18 protein-coding genes are annotated in these 21,031 nt (G+C 70.5%); 3 read left to right on the forward strand and 15 right to left on the reverse strand.

Annotated features, from left to right (window positions below; genetic code table 11):
- The first annotated feature begins 8 nt into the window (after positions 1-8).
- Both AB3M90_RS15735 and AB3M90_RS15740 read left to right on the forward strand, forming a co-directional pair.
- Positions 9-590, forward strand: coding sequence for a helix-turn-helix domain-containing protein (locus AB3M90_RS15735; protein ID WP_412953721.1), 582 nt, complete (start codon positions 9-11; stop codon positions 588-590).
- Positions 583-1,266: an SRPBCC family protein gene (locus tag AB3M90_RS15740; protein ID WP_412953723.1), complete on the forward strand. Its 684-nt coding sequence runs from the start codon at positions 583-585 to the stop codon at positions 1,264-1,266. The genes AB3M90_RS15735 and AB3M90_RS15740 overlap by 8 nt, the downstream gene beginning before the upstream one ends.
- Before the next feature lie 7 nt (positions 1,267-1,273).
- On the opposite strand, the gene AB3M90_RS15745 is transcribed toward AB3M90_RS15740, so the two are convergent.
- From AB3M90_RS15745 to rsmI, 11 genes are all read right to left on the reverse strand, one after another.
- On the reverse strand, positions 1,274-2,152 hold the full coding sequence (locus tag AB3M90_RS15745; protein WP_412953725.1) for a TatD family hydrolase: 879 nt from the start codon (positions 2,150-2,152) through the stop codon (positions 1,274-1,276).
- A 3-nt stretch (positions 2,153-2,155) separates the two neighbouring features.
- Positions 2,156-3,733 (reverse strand): methionine--tRNA ligase, encoded by a 1,578-nt coding sequence (metG, locus tag AB3M90_RS15750; RefSeq protein WP_412953728.1) that lies wholly within the window; start codon positions 3,731-3,733, stop codon positions 2,156-2,158.
- 39 nt (positions 3,734-3,772) lie between these two features.
- The gene (locus AB3M90_RS15755; RefSeq protein WP_412953731.1) at positions 3,773-5,314 is read right to left on the reverse strand and encodes a molybdopterin-dependent oxidoreductase; all 1,542 of its coding nucleotides are present in this window, start codon (positions 5,312-5,314) and stop codon (positions 3,773-3,775) included.
- Positions 5,315-5,348: 34 nt separating this feature from the next.
- The gene (locus tag AB3M90_RS15760) at positions 5,349-6,518 is read right to left on the reverse strand and encodes a glycoside hydrolase family 1 protein (RefSeq protein ID WP_412953733.1); all 1,170 of its coding nucleotides are present in this window, start codon (positions 6,516-6,518) and stop codon (positions 5,349-5,351) included.
- 35 nt (positions 6,519-6,553) lie between these two features.
- Entirely contained in the window at positions 6,554-8,275 is a 1,722-nt protein-coding gene (locus AB3M90_RS15765; RefSeq protein WP_412953735.1) for an ABC transporter ATP-binding protein, read from the reverse strand.
- On the reverse strand, positions 8,272-9,186 hold the full coding sequence (locus tag AB3M90_RS15770) for an ABC transporter permease (RefSeq protein ID WP_412953738.1): 915 nt from the start codon (positions 9,184-9,186) through the stop codon (positions 8,272-8,274). The genes AB3M90_RS15765 and AB3M90_RS15770 overlap by 4 nt, the downstream gene beginning before the upstream one ends.
- The gene (locus tag AB3M90_RS15775) at positions 9,183-10,163 is read right to left on the reverse strand and encodes an ABC transporter permease (RefSeq protein ID WP_412953741.1); all 981 of its coding nucleotides are present in this window, start codon (positions 10,161-10,163) and stop codon (positions 9,183-9,185) included. Before AB3M90_RS15775 ends, AB3M90_RS15770 begins: the two co-directional genes overlap by 4 nt.
- Positions 10,160-11,854, reverse strand: coding sequence for an ABC transporter substrate-binding protein (locus tag AB3M90_RS15780; RefSeq protein WP_412953743.1), 1,695 nt, complete (start codon positions 11,852-11,854; stop codon positions 10,160-10,162). Before AB3M90_RS15780 ends, AB3M90_RS15775 begins: the two co-directional genes overlap by 4 nt.
- Positions 11,855-11,938: 84 nt before the next feature.
- Positions 11,939-13,045 carry a LacI family DNA-binding transcriptional regulator gene (locus AB3M90_RS15785; RefSeq protein WP_412953746.1) on the reverse strand — a complete coding sequence of 369 codons (1,107 nt, stop codon included), beginning with the start codon at positions 13,043-13,045 and terminating at the stop codon, positions 11,939-11,941.
- Between the two features lie 284 nt (positions 13,046-13,329).
- On the reverse strand, positions 13,330-14,124 hold the full coding sequence (locus tag AB3M90_RS15790; RefSeq protein ID WP_412953749.1) for a class I SAM-dependent methyltransferase: 795 nt from the start codon (positions 14,122-14,124) through the stop codon (positions 13,330-13,332).
- Entirely contained in the window at positions 14,121-14,942 is an 822-nt protein-coding gene (gene rsmI / locus AB3M90_RS15795; protein WP_412953752.1) for a 16S rRNA (cytidine(1402)-2'-O)-methyltransferase, read from the reverse strand. Before rsmI ends, AB3M90_RS15790 begins: the two co-directional genes overlap by 4 nt.
- Before the next feature lie 35 nt (positions 14,943-14,977).
- On the opposite strand from rsmI, the gene AB3M90_RS15800 reads away from it, so the two are divergent.
- On the forward strand, positions 14,978-16,531 hold the full coding sequence (locus AB3M90_RS15800; protein ID WP_412953755.1) for a dolichyl-phosphate-mannose--protein mannosyltransferase: 1,554 nt from the start codon (positions 14,978-14,980) through the stop codon (positions 16,529-16,531).
- 7 nt (positions 16,532-16,538) lie between these two features.
- Here AB3M90_RS15800 and AB3M90_RS15805 read toward each other — a convergent pair whose 3' ends face one another.
- The 4 genes from AB3M90_RS15805 to AB3M90_RS15820 form a co-directional block, all read right to left on the reverse strand.
- Entirely contained in the window at positions 16,539-18,338 is a 1,800-nt protein-coding gene (locus tag AB3M90_RS15805) for a thioredoxin domain-containing protein (protein ID WP_412953757.1), read from the reverse strand.
- A gap of 33 nt (positions 18,339-18,371) precedes the next feature.
- Positions 18,372-18,941 carry an FMN reductase gene (msuE, locus tag AB3M90_RS15810; protein WP_412953758.1) on the reverse strand — a complete coding sequence of 190 codons (570 nt, stop codon included), beginning with the start codon at positions 18,939-18,941 and terminating at the stop codon, positions 18,372-18,374.
- Between the two features lie 72 nt (positions 18,942-19,013).
- The gene (locus AB3M90_RS15815; RefSeq protein ID WP_412953761.1) at positions 19,014-19,850 is read right to left on the reverse strand and encodes an aldo/keto reductase; all 837 of its coding nucleotides are present in this window, start codon (positions 19,848-19,850) and stop codon (positions 19,014-19,016) included.
- Between the two features lie 38 nt (positions 19,851-19,888).
- A complete protein-coding gene (locus AB3M90_RS15820) occupies positions 19,889-20,989 on the reverse strand; it encodes a heparan-alpha-glucosaminide N-acetyltransferase domain-containing protein (RefSeq protein WP_412953763.1) in 1,101 nt (366 codons plus the stop codon).
- Positions 20,990-21,031 lie beyond the last annotated feature (42 nt).

Here is a 21,031-nt window from a genome sequence, read left to right on the forward strand (position 1 = left end):
ATGGCGGGATGAGGTATCTGGACGAACCCGACGTCGTGCGGGCGGCGCTGTCGCCGCTCCGGCGGAGGATGCTGGAGCTCCTGCGCGAGCCGCTCTCCGCGAGCGGGCTGGCCGAGGCCATGTCCGCGCCGCGCCAGCGGGTCAACTACCACCTCAAGGAGCTCGAGAAGGCCGGCCTGGTCGAGCTCGTCGAAGAGCGGCAGCGCCGCGGTTTCACGGAGCGCGTGTTCCGCGCGAGTCACGATCGGCTCCTCGTCGACCCGGGCGTGGTCGGCAGCGCGTTCGCCGCCATCCAGGACGACTACGCCGCCGAGCACCTCGTCGACGTCGCCGCCAGCACCGTGCGCGAGGTCGCGCGCATGCAGGCGGCCGCCGACGAGGCCGGGCAGCGACTGCTCACCTTCACGATCGAATCGGAGGTGCGATTCGCCGAGCCGGGAGACCTCCATCGATTCGCCGAAGCCCTGACCGACGCCGTTCGCCGCGCCGTGGAGGCCTTCGACGCGCCGGACGGCCGACCGTACCGGCTGATCGCCGGAGCGCACCCGAGCCCCAGAACACCCACGCATGAAGGAGGAACCGATGTCTGACACCCCCGAGATCCGGGTCACGATCGCCGCACCGCCCAGCGAGGTCTGGGATGCTCTGCGCGACAGGGAGCGCATCCGTCACTGGCACGGGTGGGAGTTCGAGGGAGGGCCGGACGGCGGACTCGAACAGGAGATCGAGCTCATCTACTTCACCGATGTCGAGACCGACGAGCGGGGCATCCTGCTGAACGGCGATGACCGGGTCGACATCGAGGCGGTCGACGGCGGCACGCAGGTCACTCTGACCCGCGCGGCGCCGAGCGACGATCCGGAGTGGGCAGGCTACTACGACGAGATCACCGAGGGATGGATCACGTTCCTTCAGCAGCTGCGGTTCGCGGTCGAGCGGCATCCGCGCGACGCCCGCCGCACCGTGTTCCTCGCCGGGCCGGTGAGCGCCTCACCCGCGGCGGTCCTGGGCGCCGGGGACCTCGTGCCCGAAGAGGAGTACGAACTCGACCTCCCCGACGGCGCCCGCCGGGGACGTGTGCATTTCCGGTCGGAGCATCAGCTCGGCCTCGTCGTCGACGACTGGGGAGACGGGCTGCTCGTGCTCAGCCACGACCCGGCGAAGAGCGTCGGGATGGCGCTGTTGAGCCTGTACGACGTCGACGACACCCGCCGCTCGCAGCTCGAGGCGCAGTGGACGGAGTGGTGGACGACGATCGCCGTGTAGACGGCCCTCAGTCGTCGAACGGCCCGTAGACCCGGAGCGTGTTGGCGGCGAGCCGGGCCGAGAGCTCGTCGACGTCGAGCTCGAGTTCGGCGGCCAGGAAGCGCACGGTGATCGGCACCAGATAGGGCGCGTTGGGGCGACCGCGCAGGGGAACGGGCGTGAGGAACGGCGCGTCGGTCTCGACGAGGAGGCGATCGAGCGGCGTCACCTTCACCGCATCGCGCAGGTTCTGGGCGTTCTTGAACGTGACGTTGCCGGCGAACGACAGGTAGTAGCCGGCGTCGGCGCAGATCCTCGCCATGGCATCGTCGCCCGAGAAGCAGTGGAAGACGGTCCGCTCGGGCGCGCCGACGCGGCTCAACGTCTCGAGAACCGCGTCGTGCGCGTCGCGGTCGTGGATCTGCATCGCGATGCCGTGCTTCTTCGCCAGCGCGATGTGCGCCTCGAACGACTCGTGCTGCGGCCCGCGACGGTCAGGCTCCGTGCGGAAGAAATCGAGACCCGTCTCGCCGATCGCCCGCGCACGGGGATGCGCGGCGAGTTCGTCGATCACGGCGATCGCCTCGTCGAGGCGACCGGCCTCGGCGTACGTCGGGGCGTCGTTCGGATGGATCGCGACAGCCGCCAGGACGCGACGATCGGATGCCGCGGCCTTCACTGCCCATCGCGACGATTCGATGTCGCCCGAGGCCTGCACGACACCCGCGATGCCGACGGCTCCGGCGCGATCGAGCTGCTCGGTCAGTGACAGCGGCTCATCACCGTCGACGATCTCGAGGTGCGCGTGGTTGTCGTACACGGGCACCGCGAGCGGCTCGGGGGCAGCGGGATATCTCAGATCCTTGCGCCCGTCGCCGTCTCGTCGCTGCACGTAGGTGTCTGGCATGACTCAGGCGGTCGACTCGACCCGCGGGAACAGGGGGGCGAGCCCGTTGACGCTCGTCCCCGGGCGCAGGGCACCCCAGACGCCCGCCTCACGGATCGGCTGGTCCTGGAGGCGGCCCAGTCCGTCACCGGCACCCAGTGCCTCCCACAGCTTCTCCGTCGACTGCGGCATCACCGGCGACAGCAGCACGGCGAGGGCCCGCAGACCTTCGGCGCAGGTGTACAGCACCGTGCCGAGACGTGCACGCTGCGCCTCGTCGCGCGCCAGAGCCCACGGCTCGTTCTCGGTGATGTAGCCGTTGAGGGCGTCGACGATGGTCCAGATCGCGGCGATGGCCTCGTCGATGCGGAACAGCTCGATCGCCGCGTCGGCCTTCGCCGCGGCATCCGCGACGACGTTCTGGATCGCGAGGTCCTGCTCGGTGTACTCGTCGGCGGGCGGCACGATGCCGTCGAAGTACTTGTCGATCATCGCGGTCGTCCGTGATGCGAGGTTCCCGAAGCCGTTCGCCAGCTCGGACTGGTACCGCGCCGACAGGTCCTCCCACGAGAACGAGCCGTCTTGACCGAAGGCGATCGCGGAGAGGAAGTAGTAGCGGTACGCGTCGGAGCCGAAGACGTCGGTGATCTCGGTCGGCGCGATGCCGGTGAGCTTCGACTTCGACATCTTCTCGCCGCCGACCAGCAGCCAGCCGTGGGCGAACACGCCCTTCGGCACCTCGACGCCCGCCGCCATCAGCAGCGCCGGCCAGATCACCGCGTGGAAGCGCAGGATGTCTTTGCCCACCACGTGATACGCCGGCCAGCGGCGGGCGAAGGTCTCGTCGTCGGAGCCGTAACCGACGGCCGTCGCGTAGTTCAGCAGCGCGTCGACCCACACGTAGATGACGTGCGACTCGTCCCACGGCAGCGGGATGCCCCAGTCGAAGGTCGAGCGCGAGATCGAGAGATCCTTGAGGCCCTGGCTGACGAAGGAGACCACCTCGTTGCGCGCGGAGTCGGGGCGCACGAAGTCGGGTTGCGTGCGGTAGAGCTCCAGCAGGCGCCCCTGGAACTCGCTGAGCTTGAAGAAGTAGTTCTTCTCCTGCAGCAGCTCGAGAGGCTTCGAGTGGATGGCGCAGACCTTCAGCCCCTCGAAGGGGCCGGTGCCGTCGACGATCTCCGACTCGGGCTTGAACTCCTCGCAGCCCACGCAGTACAGGGCCTCGTATTCGCCGGCGTAGATGTAGCCGCGGTCGTACAGGCGCTGGAAGAACGTCTGCACGTTCGTCTCGTGCCGCTCCTGCGTCGTGCGGATGAAGTCGTCGTTCGCGACGTCGAGCGTCTTCAGCAGCGGGAACCAGCTCTCGCTGACGAGCTTGTCGACCCACTCCTGCGGCGTGACGTCGTTCGCCGCCGCGGCGCGCAGCATCTTCTGGCCGTGTTCGTCGGTGCCCGTCAGCATCCAGGTGTCGTCCCCGGCCTGGCGGTGCCACCGCGCGAGCGTGTCGACCGCCACCGACGTGTACCCGTGGCCGATGTGCGGCACGTCGGACGGGTAGTAGATGGGCGTGGTGATGTAGAACGATTCGCCAGCGGGCATAGGTCGATTCTAGGTGCGATGCCCGGGGTGGTTACGCGTTCAGGCGACCGTCACCTCGAGGCGATGCCAGCCTTGAGCGCCGTCCGGAACGGGCGCCGCAGGCTCCGAGGTCTGCGTCGTGCCGTCGCTGCCGATGGCACGGCACTCGATCGTGTGCCGGCCGCTCTCGGCGGTCCAGCCCAGGCTCCACTGCACCCACGTGTCGGACGAGATCGCGGTCGCCAGCTCGGCACGGCGCCACGGACCCTCGTCGATCCTCACCTCGACGCCCTCGATGCCGACGTGCTGCTGCCAGGCCATGCCGGCGATCACCGTGTCGCCGGCATCGATCCGCTCTCCTCGGCGCGGCACGTCGATGCGCGACTGCAGTTTGACCGGACCGCGCTCCGACCAGCCGCGGGTCGTCCAATACGCCGACGCGCGGTCGAACCGCGTCACCTCGAGCTGCGTGACCCACTTCGTCGCCGACACGTAGCCGTACAGCCCCGGCACCACCAGCCGCGCAGGGAAGCCGTGCTCGATCGGCAGGGGCTCGCCGTTCATGCCGATCGCGAGCAGGGCGTCGCGATCGTCGGTGAGCGCTTCGAGCGGCGTCGAGGCGGTGAACCCGTCGGTCGACGTCGACAGCACCATGTCGGCGTCGGCATCCACCCCCGCGCGCGCGAGCAGGTCGCGCACCGGGTATCCGAGCCAGAGGGCGGTGCCGATGAGCGAGCCGCCCACCTCGTTCGACACGCACGCCAGGGTGACGTGCGATTCCCGCAGCGGCAGAGCGATCAGCTCGTCCCACGTGAGGCGCACCTCGCGCTCGACCATGCCGTGGATGCGCAGCGACCAGTCCGCCGGGTCGACCCGAGGCACGATGAGGGCCGTGTCGATGCGGTAGAAGTCCTCGTTCGAGGTGACCACGGGAGCGAGCCCCGGAAGGTCGAGCTCCGCCCCGGCGGGCACCTCGGCCGCCGGCTGCCGCGCCGCGGGAAGGCGGAGCGCCGTGCGCACCGCCTCGATCGAACGGGTCGCGCCGCGGGCGACGTTGCCGGCGATCAGCGCGACCACACCGACCGCGGCGACGCCCGCCGTCCAGACGAGGAATCGCCGCCGGTCGTCGTCGGCGGGATCGAAGCCCGCCGTCGGCCGCAACCGGCGCACCAGCATCCGCACCGCGATCACCGCGACCGTTCCCGCCACGAGTCCGGGCGCCCAGGCGAAGGGCCCGGAACCCGGTCGGATCATGGCGGCGACGAGAGCGAGGGCGCCGAGCGCCCCGAGGATCGTCGCGCCGAGGCTCGGGCGACGCAGCTCCACGACGCCGGCGAGTGCGGCGACCAGGGTCAGCACGAGCGCGATGCCGACGATCAGGGCGATCTTGTCGCCTGTGCCGAAGAGCGCGATCGCCGCATCCTTCGCCCAGCTCGGCGCGAGATCGATGAGCTGACCGCCGATGACGGCGAACGGGCTCGCACCGGGCTCGACCACGGCCGCCACGAACTCCGACAGCCCCACACCCAGGAGAGCCGCGGTCACGCCGGCGAGCGCGGCCCGGAGGCGCTCCTTCCGGAGCGGGCGGACAGGCGACGTCATTCCCCGAGCGTAGCCCCGTCAGCCCCGGGCGGCGTCAGAGGGCGTTGCGGCGAGCGACGTCGCCCAACCACGCCAGACTCGGCTTGGGCGTGCGCGCGAACGTCTCGGGGTCGAAGCCGATCAGCCCGAACGTCGGCCGGAAGCCGCTCGCCCACTCATAGTTGTCGAGCGCGCTCCAGTGCTGGTAGCCGCGCACCTCGATGCCGTCGCCGATCGCGCGGTGGAGGCCCTCCAGGGCGCCCCGCGTGTAGGCGATACGACGGGTGTCGTCGGCCGTGGCGATGCCGTTCTCCGTCACGAGCACGGGCACCCCGCCGCTGCGCTCCCAGGCGCTTCGGACCCCGAGCTCCAGTGCCGCCGGGAAGAACTCCCACCCGGTGAGCGTGGTCTCGACGTCGTCGGCGACGGGCAGCGGACCCTCGGGACCGATGAAGGTCCGCGTGTACGCCTGCACGCCGAGGAAGTCGTCGCCGGCGGAATGCTCCAGGTACCAGTGGTCGCGCGGGTCGCCGTAGGTCGCCACCATCTCATCGGCACCGGGCTCCCCGGTGGAGTGGAACGCCTGGGTGGCGATCGTCCAGCCGGCCTGCGCGCCGGATACCGTGTGGACGATCTCCGACGCGCGGCGGTGCGCGGAGAGCAGCGTGTCGGCGACCGCGAGATCGGGATTCGGCAGGCCGTAGGCCACGAGGTTCGCGGCATCCTCTCCCCCGGCGAGCATCGCCGCGATGTTCGGCTCGTTGATCGTGCAGACGTACGTCACGCCGTCGAGGATCGGCAGCACGGTCTCGACGTATCGCGCGAACAGGTCGACGGCATCCGACGCCCGCCAGAAGCCGTCCCTCTGGAACCACTGCGGCACCGTGAAGTGCATGAGCGTCACGGTCGGGTCGAGGCCGTGCTCGCGAGCGGTGTCGACCATGCGGCGGTAGTGGTCGAGCATCGCCCGCGACACGAAGCCGCGCTCCGGTTCGATGCGCGCCCACTCGAGGGAGAACCGGTACGAGTTGAGTCCCGCCTCGGCGAGCAGTCGCATGTCTTCGGGATAGCGGTGGAGGTGATCGGCGGCGTCTCCCGAGGGCTCGACCATGGGCGAGTCGGGAGCGTGCTCCATGGCCCACCAGTTGCTGGTCGTGTTGTTGCCCTCCACCTGATGAGCGGCGGTGGCGGCGCCCCAGAGGAAGCCGTCGGGGAATGCGAGCACGGATGCTCCTCTCATGGTGTTCTCTGGTGGGGGTTCTATCGGGCGCGGGCCGGATTGGGCACGGCGTCGAGCAACTCCACCGTGTACGGATCTTCCGGATGCTGCAGCACGTGCGAGGTCTCTCCTCGTTCCACCACGCGGCCGTGGTTGAGCACCAGGATGTTCTCGGTCACCAGTCGCGCGCTCAGGAGGTCGTGGGTGATGTAGAGCATGCTGATCCCCCAACGCTCCCGCAGATCCTCCAGCAGGGCCAGCACGCCGGCGCGGAGGGACACGTCGAGCATCGACACCGGCTCGTCGGCGATGAGCACCTGCGGGTCGCTGGCGAGCGCGCGGGCGATCACCACGCGCTGTCGCTGACCTCCCGAGAGCTGGTGGGGAAGCTTGGCCGCGAACTGCTCGACCGGCGTGAGGCCCACGGTCTCGAGCAGCTCGAGGACCCGGGCGCGCGCGTCGGCGCCGCGGAGACGGGTGTAGTTCACCACGGGCCGCGTGAGCGCGTACTCGACCGTGTGCAGCGGGTTGAGCGCGGCGTACGGATCCTGGAACACCATCTGCACGTCTTTGCGGAGATCGCGCAGTCCGCGGCGCCGCAACGACGCCACGTCGAGGTCGCCGAAACGCACGGATCCGGCGCTCGGCTTCTCGACGCCGGTGAGGAGCTTGGCGATGGTCGACTTGCCCGAGCCCGATGCCCCGACGAGGGCGAGCGCCTCTCCGGGTTCCAGCCGGAACGACACGTCGTCCACGGCCGTGACGGCCTCCTGCCCGCGACGCGGCGCGGGGTAGTGCTTGGAGACGCCGTCGACGACGACAGCCGCGTCGGCGCGCCGGGCATCGCGCGGCGACACGGTCGGAAGGGTCTCGGTCGTATCGGCTCTCGAGCGGCCCTCGCGCCTCCGCGTGCCGAGGTCGACGAAGCCCGGGATGGAGATGGTCTTCGCCCGGGGGTCGGCGTAATGGCTCAGCAGCATCCGGGTGTACTCGTCCTTCGGGCGCCGGAGGATGTCGCGACTCGTCGCGTCTTCGACGATGCGGCCCTCGTGCATCACCATGACCCGGTCCGTCGCCTCGAGCACGATGCCCAGGTCGTGGCTGATGAGGATGGCGGTGAACCGCTCGGATCGCTGCAGCTCCTTGATCGTGTCCATCACCGCGTGCTGCACGAGCACGTCGAGTGCGGTGGTCGGCTCGTCGAACACCATGAGCTGCGGCTCGAGCGACAGTGCGAGCGCGATCGAGGCGCGCTGCCGCATGCCCCCCGAGAGCTCGCCCGGGTAGCGCCCGAGCACCTCCGCCGGCAGTCCCACCTTGGCCACCAGCTCCCGCGCCCTGGCGTCTCTCGCCTCCCGCGGGACGTGACCGTGGGCGGCGAAGATGTCGTGGAAGTGGTGGCCGATGGTCCGTACCGGGTTGAGGGCGTTCATGCCCGACTGCAGCACCATGGCGAACCCGCCCTGGCGCTGCCGACGCAGCTCCTCGGCGTCGAGTTCGCGGATGTCGCGGCCGCCGAACTCGATGCGCCCCGCGCTGATGCGCGCCGGCGGCTTCTGCAGCCGGGTGAGCGCGAAGCCGAGAGTGGACTTCCCCGATCCCGACTCGCCCACGAGTCCGACGAACTCGCCCTGCGTGAGCGTGAAGGAGACGTCTCGCACCGCCGTCACCGGCTCGGCGCCGGGCGAGGCGTAATCGATCGACAGGTTCTGCACGTCGAGCAGCACCTCGACCGGCGCGGCCTTCCGCGTCATCGCGTTCATCGGCCCTTCCCTTCCCGCAGGCGCGGATTGGAGATGCCGTCCACGCCGAAGTTGATGAGTGTGAGGCTCAGAGCGAGCAGCGCGATGCACAGACCCGGTGCGAACAGCAGCAGCCACTGACCGGTGAGAAGCGAGTTGGAGTTCTGCGCCCAGTAGAGCATCGTGCCCCAGCTGACGATGCTGGAGTCGCCGAGGCCGAGGAACTCCAGACCCGCCTCGGCGAGGATCGCCGCGGTCGCCGCCCCGAACAGCGTGCCCGCGATGATCGAGGTCATGTTCGGCAGGATCTCGCGGAACACGATCCGCGCCCGGCTGTCCCCCGAGAACTGCGCCGAGGTGACGAAGTCGTTGCCGCGCAGCGACTGCGTCTGACTGCGCAGCACGCGGGCGCCCCAGGCCCATCCGGTCACCACGATCACGGCGATGATCATCAGGATGCCGCCGTTCTGCAGATACGCCGCGATCACGATCATCAGCGGCAGGCCGGGGATGACCAGGAAGAGGTTGACGACGAAGCCGACCACATCGCCCGCGAGGCCGCGCATGTACCCCCAGCTGAGCCCGATGAGCACGGCGACGATCGTCGACAGGATGCCGGCGGCGAAGCCCACGACGAGACTCACCTGCGCGCCGAAGATGAGCTGGCTGAGCACGTCCTCCCCCGCCGCGGTCGTGCCGAGCCAGTGCTCGGGTGAGGCGTCGGCGTTGCGCTCGAACCCGTTCTCCTTCGCGCCGTACGGCGCGAGGAGGGGCGCGAACACCGCCACGAGCACGAAGAAGCCGAGGATGCAGAGCCCGAGCCGGGCCTTGCCGTTCGACCAGAGCGTTCCGACCGTTCTCCCGAAGGCGCGCCACGGGCTGGGTGCGGCGATGCGGTCGGCCGGGATCTTGACGTTCATCGTGGAGGTCATCGGCGTGTCCTTGGGTCGAGAACCCCGTAGAGGATGTCCACGAGGAAGTTGGCGATCAGCACGCTCACGGTGATCATCAGGAAGAGCGCCTGCATGAGGGGATAGTCCTGCCCGATCACGGCGTTGAACAGCAGGTATCCGATGCCGGGGTAGCCGAACACCTGCTCGACGAGGATCGACCCGCCGACGACGCCGCCGAGCGTGAGCCCGAAGCCGGTGAGGTTCGGCAGGATCGCGTTGCGAGCGGCGTACCGGAGGGCGATCGTGCGACCGCGCAGCCCGTTGGCCTCGGCGAAGGTGATGTAGTCCTCGCCGAGGGTGTTGATCATCGCGTTGCGCATGCCGATGATCCAGCCGCCGAGGGATGTGAGCAGGATCGTCAGCGCCGGCAGGATCGCGTGCAGCAGCAGGTCGCCGATGAACTCCCCGGTGAAGCCGGGCGTCGTGGTCGCCGAGTAGGCCCCGGTGGTCGGGAACCAGTGCAGCACGTAGCCGAGGAAGAACAGCAGCAGCAGCGCCGTCCAGAAGTAGGGGAACGTGCTCAGGAACGAGCCGGTGAGCGTGGGGAGCGAGTCGAGCCAGGTGCCGCGGCGCCAGGCCGCCATGACGCCGATCAGCGTGCCGATCACGAACGCGAGGACGGTGACGATGCCGACGAGACCGATCGTGTACGGCAGCGCGGTGGAGACCATGCTCGCGACCGACTGCGGGTAGAACGTGTATGAGACGCCGAAGTCGAGCCGGACCACCTGGCCGAGGTACGACACGTACTGGTCCCACAGCGAGCCGGTCGGCACGCCGAGCTGGGCCTCGATCGCCGCACGGGTCGCATCCGACACCGGGCCGTTCTGCGAGAGCTTCGCGATCGCCGCGTCGGCGGGCGAGCCCGGCATGAGGCGGGGCAGGAAGAAGTTCAGCGTGACCGCGGCCCACAGCGTGAGGACGAACAGCCCGAGCTTCTGGAGGACGTATCTCACCGGTCGTCTCCCTTCACGCGCTTCAGGTGCGGGAAGATGCCCAGCGGCGCCGAGTCGTAGTTCTGCGGGATCATGTACGGATCGTCGGCCGAGGGCCATCCGGTGAACTTCGCGTCGCTGAAGAGCCCCCAGATGCCGCCGTAGTACAGCCCGATCACCGGAAGCTCGTCGTACACGATGCCCTGCAGCTCCTGCACGATCTCGGTCTGCCGCTGGGCGTCGACCGTTCCGCGGTACTCCGAGAGCAGCGCGTCGGCCCGGTCGGAGCGGAACCGCTCGAAGTTGTTCGCGGTGGCCTCGCCCGAGGGCACGTAGAACTCGCTGGAGAGGAGGTTGTTGTAGGCCTGGTAGACGTCGCCGCCGCCCATGCCGCCGAGGGCCATCTCGAAGTCGCCGTTGCTGATGGCGCTCTGGTAGCCCGCCGGCTGCGGGAGCTTCAGGGTCACTTTCACGCCCACATCGGCGAGCTGTCGCTGCACGGCCTGCGCGGCCCTCGTCCAGTCGGCGTAGCCGTTGGCCGTCGTGATCGCGAACTCGAGCTGCTCACCGTCGGGACCGGTGAGGCGGTCGCCGTCGAGCGCGTAACCCGCCTCTGCGAAGGCCGCGAGGGCGGCATCCACGTCTTGGGTGATCATTCCTTGATCGGGGATGTCGGGATCGAGGTACTCCTCCTGGTTGGGCAGGATGAGTCCGGTCTGGCCGGCCGGCTCCATGTACCCCTCGGATGCCGTTTCGGCGATCTCTTCGCGGTCGAGGGCGAGCGCGATGCCGCGGCGCACGTTCACGTCGTCGAACGGCGCGACCTCGAGGTTGGGCAGCAGCGCGATCACGCCACCCGGCGGGAACCACCAGCTGTTGTCGGGGCTCGCCGCGCCCCACGTGCCCTCGACGTCGGAGATGAAGGAGTACGACCAGTCGTACCCGCGGCTGACCGTGTCGAGCTGCGAGTTGGTGGCGGGGAGGATGATGTGCTCGATCTCGATCTCGTCGGCCTGCCAGTAGTCGGTGTTCTTGTCCATCGAGTACTGCTGGTCGTTGTAGTTGCCCAGCACGAACGGCCCGGTCCCCACGGGCTCCTCATTGCGGTAGGTGCCGGGGTTCTCCACGTCTTCCCAGAGGTGCTCGGGCACGATCATGGTCTGGCCGAGGATCGACAGCGACGGCGCGTCGTCGCCCTGCAGATGCAGGATCACGGTGTCGCCGTCGGTCTCGACGCTCTCGAGGTGCTGCCACGCTCCCTTGATGTCGAGCGAGGGCTCGTCTTTCAGCAGCTGGAAGGTGAACGCGACGTCATCCGCGGTGAACTCCTCGCCGTCGCTCCAGGTGACGTCGTCGCGTAGCGTCATCACGATGGTGCGGGCGTCGGGCTGCTCCCACTCCGCGGCGAGCCACGGGGTCAGCGAGCCGTCGAGGTTGTTCATCAGGATCAGCGGCTCATAGATCCAGCGCGACGCGGTGCGCGTGTTCGTCAGATAGGGGTTGAAGTTCTGTGTGAAGAAGGGGTTGCCCTTGTCGGCGTTGATGAGCATCGTGTCGTCGCCGATCGACGGATCGGGCTGCGACGTGATCTGGACGCTGCAGCCGCTGATCGCGATCGCCGCTCCGACGAGCGCCGCGGCTGCGACGACCCGCCAGCGTCGACCGGCGCGCATGCTCGACGCTGAGGCCCTGGTGGACGGCTTTGTCTCCATGCCCGGGATTGTAAGCGCATACATTTTGGATCGACAACCCCTTGACAGCAGACCGCGCGTCCGCTTCCCTTCGCCGGCCTTCGTCTAGCGAACGGGGCTCGAGCTCTCGCGCACCACGATCTCGAGGGGCAGCCGCACGTGGACGGGCTCGTCGTCTGACCGCTCCAGGCGCCGGGCGAGCACCTGGACCGCGGCCCTGCCGAGCTCGATCATCGGCTGCCGGACGGTCGTGAGCGGCGGTCGGCACGACGTCGTCGCGTCGATGCCGTCGAAGCCCGTCAGGAGCAGGTCGTCCGGCACCTTCACGCCCGCGGCCTGCAGCACCTCCAGCATCCCCAGCGCCATCTGGTCGTTGGCCGACACGACCGCCGGCGGCAGCCCTCGATCCAGGAGCTCCTCGGCCGCACGGCGCCCCGACGCCCGGGTGAAGTCGCCGCGCATCATCATGAGGTCGTCGGTCGGGATGCCGAGGTCGGACATCGCCCGCAGGAACCCCTCGCGACGCTCGGCGCCGTCCGGCGAGTCCATCGGACCGTCGAGATAGGCCGGGGCGCGGCCCGCGCACTGCGCGACCACCAGGCGCGCCACCTCCGCCATGGCCTCGGCGTTGCTCACGCTGACGTGATCGTGGCGGTCGCCGCGCGCGGCGCCGGAGAGCACGACGACGGGCACCCGGCGGGCGAGACGATCGAGCACGGCGTCCGGCACGCTTCCGGCCAGCACCACGAGTCCGTCCACGCGGCCGGCCATGTCGCGCACGGTGGAGCGATCGGGATCGTCTCTGCCGACGCCGACCATGAGCACGAACCCCTGCTTCCAGGCCTCCAGCTCGGCACCGCGGAGCACCTCGTCGAGGAACAGCATCGGCGGATGCCCGGCATCCGCCTGCCCGGCGTCGCGCACGACCGTGAACGGCGGCGCATCCGCGACCGCCGCCAGCACGTCGAGCGGCGGCGCCTCCTCGGCGGCGTCGAATCCCGGGAAGTACAGCCCCAGCACCCCGGTCCGGCGCTCGGCGAGACCGCGGGCGCTGCCGCTGGGCACGTAGCCAAGCGCGATCACCGCGTCGAGCACGCGCTCGCGGGTCGACGGGCGCACGGCATCCGGTGACCGCAGCACGCGCGACACGGTCGCGATCGAGACGCCGGCGCGCTCTGCGACGTCGTAGACCGTCGCCGTCTTCGTCACCATGGTCGTCCCTCCCGCTCACAGCCAGGGTACCCGCGGGCCCCTGCGCCTCGGAGAGGCCCGCGTGCGCTCCGCAAGGCTTCGTACGCTCCGAAAGGATGCTGCGCCGGCATCCGTCCTTCCGAAGCGCACATCTCCTTCGGAGGCGCGCACAAGCTTCCCCGCGTTCGCCCCCCACGTTCGAGCTTCCTCCCGTGCGCTCCGCAAGGCTTTGTACGCTCCGAAAGGATGCTGCGCCGGCATCCGTCCTTCCGAAGCGCACATCTCCTTCGGAGGCGCGCACGAGCTCAACCGACCCGCAGCGCGACCACAGCCCCGTGCGGCCTGCTGCTGATCTCGCCCACGACCCGTTCGCGCCGCTCGCGCGACACGACGGTGAATCCCGCGTCGGACAGCAGCTCGGCCAGCGCGTCCGCCGACCAATAGTAGGCGTCGACGACGGCATGGGTGAACGGAGCGCGGGCTTCGCCCTCGAAGTAGCCGATCAGGATGCTGCCGCCGGGCGCGACGACGCGAGCGAACTCCGCGAGCACGTCCGGCAGATCGGGGGGAGCCGTGTGGATCAGGGAATACCAGGCGAGGATGCCGCCGACCGAGGCCGTCTCCTGCGCAAGCGCACGGAACGAGGAGATATCGAAACGGAGGTCGGGAAAGCGCGAGCGCGCGGACGCGATGAACGTCGCGGAGACATCGAGGCCGGAGACCTCGCGACCGTCACCGCCGTCGGCGAGGAACCGGGTCCAGTGCCCCGGCCCGCAGCCGGCGTCGAGCAGACGCCCCGGCGTCGCATCCCGCCAGCGCGCGATCGCGTCACGGTCGCGCGGATCCATCTGGTCGACCGCGCCGGCCAGTCCCACATACTGCTGGGCCCGCACGTCATAGGCGTCTGCGATCACCGCGTCTGCGGCATCCGCGCCCGAGCTTCCCGTGCGCCACGCAAGGCTTTGTACGCCCGGGAAGGATGCTGCGCCGGCATCCGTCCTTCCGAAGCGCACATCTCCTTCGGAAGCGCACGCCGGGTCGCGCCCCGGATCGCGCGCCGGGTCGCGCGCCGGGTCGCGCGCCGGGTCGCGCCCCGTCATCGTGTGCGGGCCGCCAGCGCGGCCTGGTAGAGCTCGCGCGACGACAGCCCGGTCGCGGCGGCGACCTCGGCACAGGCGTCCTTGAGGCGGATGCCGGAGGCCACGAGCTCCTGCACCTGATCGAGCGCGTCGTCAGCGGAGACCGCGCGCCGCGGCGCCCCCTCGACCACGACCACGATCTCGCCCTTGACGCCGCCCTCCGCCCACGCGACGAGTTCGGATGCCGTGCCCCGGCGCACCTCTTCGTAGAGCTTCGTGAGCTCGCGGCACACCGCGATCCGACGCGTGTCGCCGAACGCCGTCCCCAGGTCGGACAGGGAGTCGGCCAGACGGGACGGGGACTCGAAGAAGACCATGGTGCGCGGCTCCGAGGCCAGCGCGCGCAGCGCCGAGCGCCGCTCCCCCGGCTTGCGCGGCAGGAATCCCTCGAAGGTGAAGCGATCGGTGGGCAGGCCCGAGATCGCCAGCGCCGTCAGCACGGCGCTGGGGCCCGGGATCGCGGTGACCGTGACGCCCTGCGCCACGGCTTCGACCACCAGCGCGTAGCCGGGGTCGCTCACCGTGGGCATCCCGGCGTCGCTCATCACCACCACGTCGGACTCCGCAGCGAGCGCCGCCAGCTCGGCCGCCCTCTGCTTCTCGTTGTGATCGTGCAGGGCGATCAGGCGGGGCCGGTTGTCGATCTGCAGCGCCTTCAGAAGCCGCTGGGTCGTGCGCGTGTCCTCGGCCACGACGGTCTCGGCGCTCTCGAGCACCTCGACCAGGCGACGCGAGACGTCGCCGAGGTTCCCGATCGGCGTGGCGGCGAGGATGATCATCCGCTCAGCATAGGCGCGTTGTCTAGGCTGGTCCGGTGACCGCGCCCGAGCCCCTGCTGCCCGCCCCGGCGGACCGGCCGACGCGATACGGGCAGCTGCGGGACCGGGTCCTCGGCGTCGCAGGCGGCGACCGGATGATCCGCTGGCTGGCGCCGCTGATCATCACGGTGCTGGCGGCCGTGCTGCGCCTGGTGAACCTGGGCCACCCCCATCAGCTGGCCTTCGACGAGACCTACTACGTCAAAGACGCCTGGTCGTTGTGGACGCTCGGTTATGAGGGGGTCTGGGGCGAGAACGCCGACGAGGCCTTCACCACCCTGCAGCAGCTGCCGCTCTCGGAGAAGGGCGCCTTCGTCGTGCACCCGCCGCTGGGCAAGTGGCTCATCGCCCTCGGGATGGCGATCGGCGGACCCGACAGCAGCGCGGGCTGGCGCCTGGCGACCGCGCTCCTGGGCACCGGGTCGGTGCTGCTGGTCTACCTGATCGCTCGGCGCCTCACCGGCTCTGTCGTCGCCGCGAGTGTCGCCGGCGGACTGCTCGCGATCGACGGTCTCAGCATCGTGCTGAGCCGCATCGCCCTGCTCGACGGCATCCTGACGTTCTTCGTGCTGCTGGGGGCGCTGTTCATCCTGCTCGACAGGCAGCGCACCATCCCGCTCCTCGAGCAGCGCGACCCGGACTCTCCCGACCCGTTCTGGGGGCCGATCCTCTGGCGTCGGCCCTGGCTGGTCGCCGCGGGGCTCGCGCTCGGCGCGGCGTCGGCGGTCAAGTGGTCGGGCCTGTACGCGGTGGCCGCCTTCGGTCTCTTCGTCGTCGTCACCGACGCGCTCGCCCGTCGGCGGGGCGGCGTCGTGCTCTGGCCGACCGCCGCCGCGTTCCGGCAGGGTCCGGTGTCGTTCGTGCTGCTGGTGGTTCCGGCGGCCGCCGCCTACCTGGCCAGCTGGACGGGATGGCTCCTCACCGCCGGAGGGTACGACCGCGCGAGCGATGCCGACCCCCTGGTCGCCCTGTGGAACTACCACCAGTCGATCCTCGGTTTCCACGTCGGCCTGACGTCGGGCCATCCGTACGCGAGCGCCGCCTGGGAGTGGCCCTTCCTCCTGCGCCCGACCGCCGTGTGGGTGGCATCCGATCCGGCACCGTGCGGGGTCGACCACTGCATCGCCGTGATCTCGTCGATCCCGAACCCCCTCATCTGGTTCGGCGGCGTCGCGGCGGCGGTGTACCTGCTCTACCGGCTCGTGCGCGGCTGGATCACCCGCCATCCGGTGGGTGCCGAGGTGGGGCTCCCGCTCGTCGGTCTGGCCGCCACGTATGTGCCGTGGCTGATGTTCCCCGAGCGCACGATCTTCCAGTTCTACACCGTCGTGATGATGCCGTTCCTCGTCCTGTGCCTGACCCTCGCGCTCCGCGACGTGGCGGGCAGGCGAGACGACCCGCTGTACCGTCGCCAGGCGGGCGAGCGCACGGTGCTGATCATCCTCGTGGCCATGGTGCTCGTCTCGGCGTTCTTCCTCCCGCTCTGGACGGGCATGAGCGTGCCATACGACTTCTGGATGCTGCACAACTGGATGCCCGGCTGGATCTGAGGCGGCTTCAGCGCTCCGAGACGAGGTCTGCCGGTTCGCTGACCGGAAGCCGGCAGGCGAAGTCGCGGCAGTCGTACGCCCGCTCGGCGCTCTCCCCCTTGCCCTCGAAGAGCTCGAACCCGGCGGCGGCGAGCGCGTCGGCCTGATCCGGGGTGACGACCGCGATCACGTCGGCGTCGACCGCCCGCGCGGCCCGCGCCAGCTCTCCGCCGGCATCGCGCGTGACGACGACGACCTGCCGCGGGGGCGAGACGAGACCGGCGGCCACGCGCAGCAGGCTTCCGTGGGCGAAGGGCTGCTCCCGCGACTGCGCCGCCCTCTCGCGCACCGTGCGCTCGGCGGCCGCGCGGTACCGGTCGCCCGCACCCAGTCGCCAGGCGGTGAGCGCGGCGGCCGCGACGGCGGCCGCATCCGACGGCAGGTCGCCGTCGGTGTGGTCGGGCGAGATCGCGATGGCGTTCGCCGCGAGGTGCGGGTCGCCGCCGCCGCCTTCGAGGGCCTCGTCGAGCAGCTCGCGCGCGGTGATCGCCCACGACGCCTCGCCCGTCGCCAGCGCGAGCGCGAACAGCCCGTCGGCGAGGAGGCCGCGGTCGGCCGGCGTGGCGACAGCGGTCGATGCTCGGCCGTCGAGCGAGGCGCGCACCATCGTGCCGTCGGGGCCGCGGTTCACCCGCAGCACGACGTCGGCCGCGTCGGCAGCGGCGTCGATCCACGTCGGCTCGGCCCGCAAGGCCCCGGCGCGGGCGAGGGCTCCGATGGCCAGTCCGTTCCATCCCGTGATGACCTTCCCGTCGACCTCCGGCGGCTGCAGCGCAGCGCGCTCGTCGACCGGGCGAAGGTAGTAGCCGCCCTCGCTCCGCTCGCCGTCGATCCAGGACTCCGAGTCCTGCGCTGCCCCGAAGCCGCCGCCGACGCGTCGCAGCACCGCCAGCAGGAACTCCGCGATGCCGCGAGCCGTGTCGTGCTCGCCCGCGTCGGTCGCGACGTCGAGGAGCTGCGCGTTGTCGGTCAGCATCCGCTCGTAGTGCGGCACGGTCCAATCGCGACGGGTGGCGTAGCGGAAGAACCCGCCGTCGGCGTCGCGGAGGTCGGATGCCGACATCGCGGCGAGCGCACGCGATGCGGATGCCGCCGCATCGGGAGCATGCTCGCGCACGAGCGGGTCCTGCAGGAACCGCAGCGTCGTCGCGACCGGGAACTTCGGCGCCCCGCCGAATCCGCCGAAGAGCCGGTCCTCGCGGGCGGCGACGGCGCCGGCCGCTTCGGCGATGGCCGCCGCGTCGGGCAGGTCGGACGGGACGGATGCCGCGGCCCGCGCGAGCGCGTCGGTCACGGCATCCGCCGACTCCTCCGCCTGCGCGCGCCGCTGCGTCCAGGCCTCTTCGACCGCGGCGAGCACGTCGCGGAACGACGGCATCGGCGGGCGGGGCTCCGGCGGCCAGTACGTGCCGGCGTAGAACGCGCGCCCGCGCGGAGTGGCGAAGATCGTGAGCGGCCACCCGAGGTTCCGGGTGAAGGCCGATGCGGCGGCCATGTAGGCCGCGTCGACGTCGGGATGCTCCTCGCGGTCGACCTTCACCGCGACGAACCCGTCGTTCATGATGGCCGCCGTCTGCGGATCGGCGAAAGACTCCCGTGCCATCACATGGCACCAGTGGCACGTCGAGTAGCCGATCGAGATGAGGAGCGGCACGTCGCGCCGCCGGGCCTCGGCGAACGCCTCCTCGCCCCACGGATACCAGTCCACGGGGTTGTCGGCGTGCGCCCGCAAGTACGGGCTGAGGGTGTCGGCGAGCCGGTTGGTCATCCCCTCACGCTACGCCGCGCGAGGGGCTCCGAGTCAGGAGACGAGCAGATCGATCGGACGGGAGGCCGCGTAGCCCACGAGCGGAAGCGCCCGGTCGGCGGCCAGGGCGATGCGGGAGTGCAGCACCTCCGACGCGATCTCGTAGCCGTCGAAGTCGGTGTCGCTGGCGTAGACGCCCAGGGGAAGGGTGAGCGCCTGGAAGAAGCCGAAGAGCGGGCGCAGCTGATGCTCGATGATCAGCGCGTGGCGCTCGCCGCCGCCGGTCGCCGCCAGCAGCACCGGCTTGCCGACGAGCTCGTACTGACCGACGAAGTCGAACAGGTGCTTGAAGAGCCCCGTGAACGAGGCCCGATAGACCGGACTGCCGACGATGAGGAGGTCGGCGGTCTCGATGGCGCGCAGCTGCTCCTCGACCTCGGCCGGCAGCTGGTCGCGACGCAGCGCCCCCGCGAGGCCCGGTCCGATCTGCGTGAGCTCGATCAGCTGCGCCTCGATCGGGGCCCGTTCGCCGATGGCGGCCGTGATCGCGCGAACGAGGGCGGTCGTCTTGCTCGGCTCGTGCAGGGAACCCGACACGGCGACGACGCGGAAGGGAGCTGTCATGCCCTCGACGGTACCCACGACGACGCCCCGTGTCGCGGGCGGGCGACACGGGGCGTCATGTGGGCCGTGCGGTCAGTTCACCTCGTCGGGGTGCGAGCCGACACGACCCGACCCGTCGAGCGGGTCGAGGGCGTCGATGGCCGCGATCTCGTCGTCGGTCAGCGTGAAGCCGAACACGTCGAGGTTCTCGCGCAGGCGCTCGGCGCGCACCGACTTCGGGAAGACGATGATGCCCTTCTGCAGGTGCCAGCGCAGCACCGCCTGGGCGGGGGTGACGCCGTGGGCGGCCGCGGCATCCGCCACCGCCGGCGTGCCGAACAGGTCGTATTTGCCCTGACCGAGCGGACCCCACGCCTCGGTGCGGACACCGTGCTCGTCGGACCACGCGACGACGTCGCGCTGCTGGTAGGCGGGGTGCAGCTCGATCTGGTTCACGGCGGGCGTGACGCCGGTCTCCTGCACCACGCGCTCGAGATGCGGCACGAGGAAGTTCGAGACGCCGATGCTGCGGGTCAGCCCGGCGTCGCGCAGCTCGACGAGCTTCGCGAAAGCGTGCACGTAGTCGTCCTTCGCCGGAGTCGGCCAGTGCACGAGGTACAGGTCGACCTGCTCGAGACCGAGCTTGTCGAGGCTCTCGTCGATCGCGGCGCGCGGCTCGTCGCCGTGATGGCGGTCGTTCCACAGCTTGGTGGTGATGAACAGCTCGTCGCGCGCGATGCCGGATGCCGCGATCGCCGCGCCGACGCCCTCTTCGTTGCCGTAGATGGCGGCGGTGTCGATGTGGCGGTAGCCGATCTCCAGCGCCTCGCTCACCGTGCGCTCGGTGTCTTCGGCCGGCACCTGGAACACTCCGTAGCCGAGCTGGGGGATGGAATGGCCGTCGTTCAGTTCGAGTTCGGGAATCGTCATCCCTCCAGCCTATGACCTGTGATGACAGGTCGGGCCGGTCAGCGCCGCGGCACCGCCGACATCGCCGCAGCGCTCCGCGCGACCAGGCGCTCGAGAGGGCCGCGCCCGAAGAAGACCGACCACAGCGTGGTGAGCAGGAGCAGGACGATCGTCGTCTCGCCCCAGAACGCGTTGCTCGACAGGTACCCGCCCGGACCGACCACGAGCACGATCGAGAGCACGTGGGCGCTGTAGGCCGTGAGCGGCATCGAACCGAGCGCGCCGAGCGGCAGCAGCAGCCACCGCAGGGGGCGGCTGACGAGCAGGCACAGCGCCAGCACCGCGAGCACGAATCCGCCCGAGCCGAGCACCTCGGCCGTGCCTCCGCTGTGCGGTTCGACCGCGAACATCGCGATGACCGCCGCCTCGCGCGGGTCGGCGCCCGGAGCGGCGTCGAGCGACGCGGGGATGCCTGCCGCCCCGCCGGCGGCACCGAGCCCGTAGCCCGCGGCGGCGAGGACGACACCCGCCACCAGTGCGACGACCGCTGTCTGGAGGGAGTCGGCGCCGATCCGACCGATCGCCATGCCGGCGAGCACGAGCGCCATCCAGACCGTGATCGGGTACGACCCGTAGAGCACGAAGCCGATGCCGGCCCCCGACGGATGCTCCGCCGCGGCGCCGAGGAACGCGAACAGGGCCGGAGCGACCAGGGCCAGCGCCGCGGAACCGGCGAGCAGCTGCCAGGGGCGCCACCGGAGGAAGGGGATGACGGCGACGTAGAGCAGGCCGTAGAGCGTGAGGATCACGGCGATCGGCGTGTTCAGCATCTCGAGGGCCAGCCCGATGACGAAGATCGCGGCGCCGCGGCCGACGAGCCCCAGGCGCACGGCGGGCATCCGCTCGGGCGCCGGAGGCGTGCGACGACCGGTCATCAGGGCGATCGACACCCCGGCGAGCAGGGCGAAGAGGAGGGAGGAGCGACCGTTCACCAGGTCGGCCCAGGTCTCGGGCCGGGCGGCGTCGAAGTCGCTCGTCTCGCCGACGTGCGCGCCCACCATCCCGAGGATCGCCAGTGCGCGGGCGACATCGAGTCCGAGGATGCGCGGGGGACGACCGAACTCGCGCACCCACCGCGTCGGAGGCAGGACGGTGGTCACCCGATGATCGTAGGCGGTCGATCCCGTCATACGATGGAGGGC

The sequence above is a fragment of the Microbacterium martis genome (assembly GCF_047246685.1).
Lineage (GTDB): Bacteria > Actinomycetota > Actinomycetes > Actinomycetales > Microbacteriaceae > Microbacterium.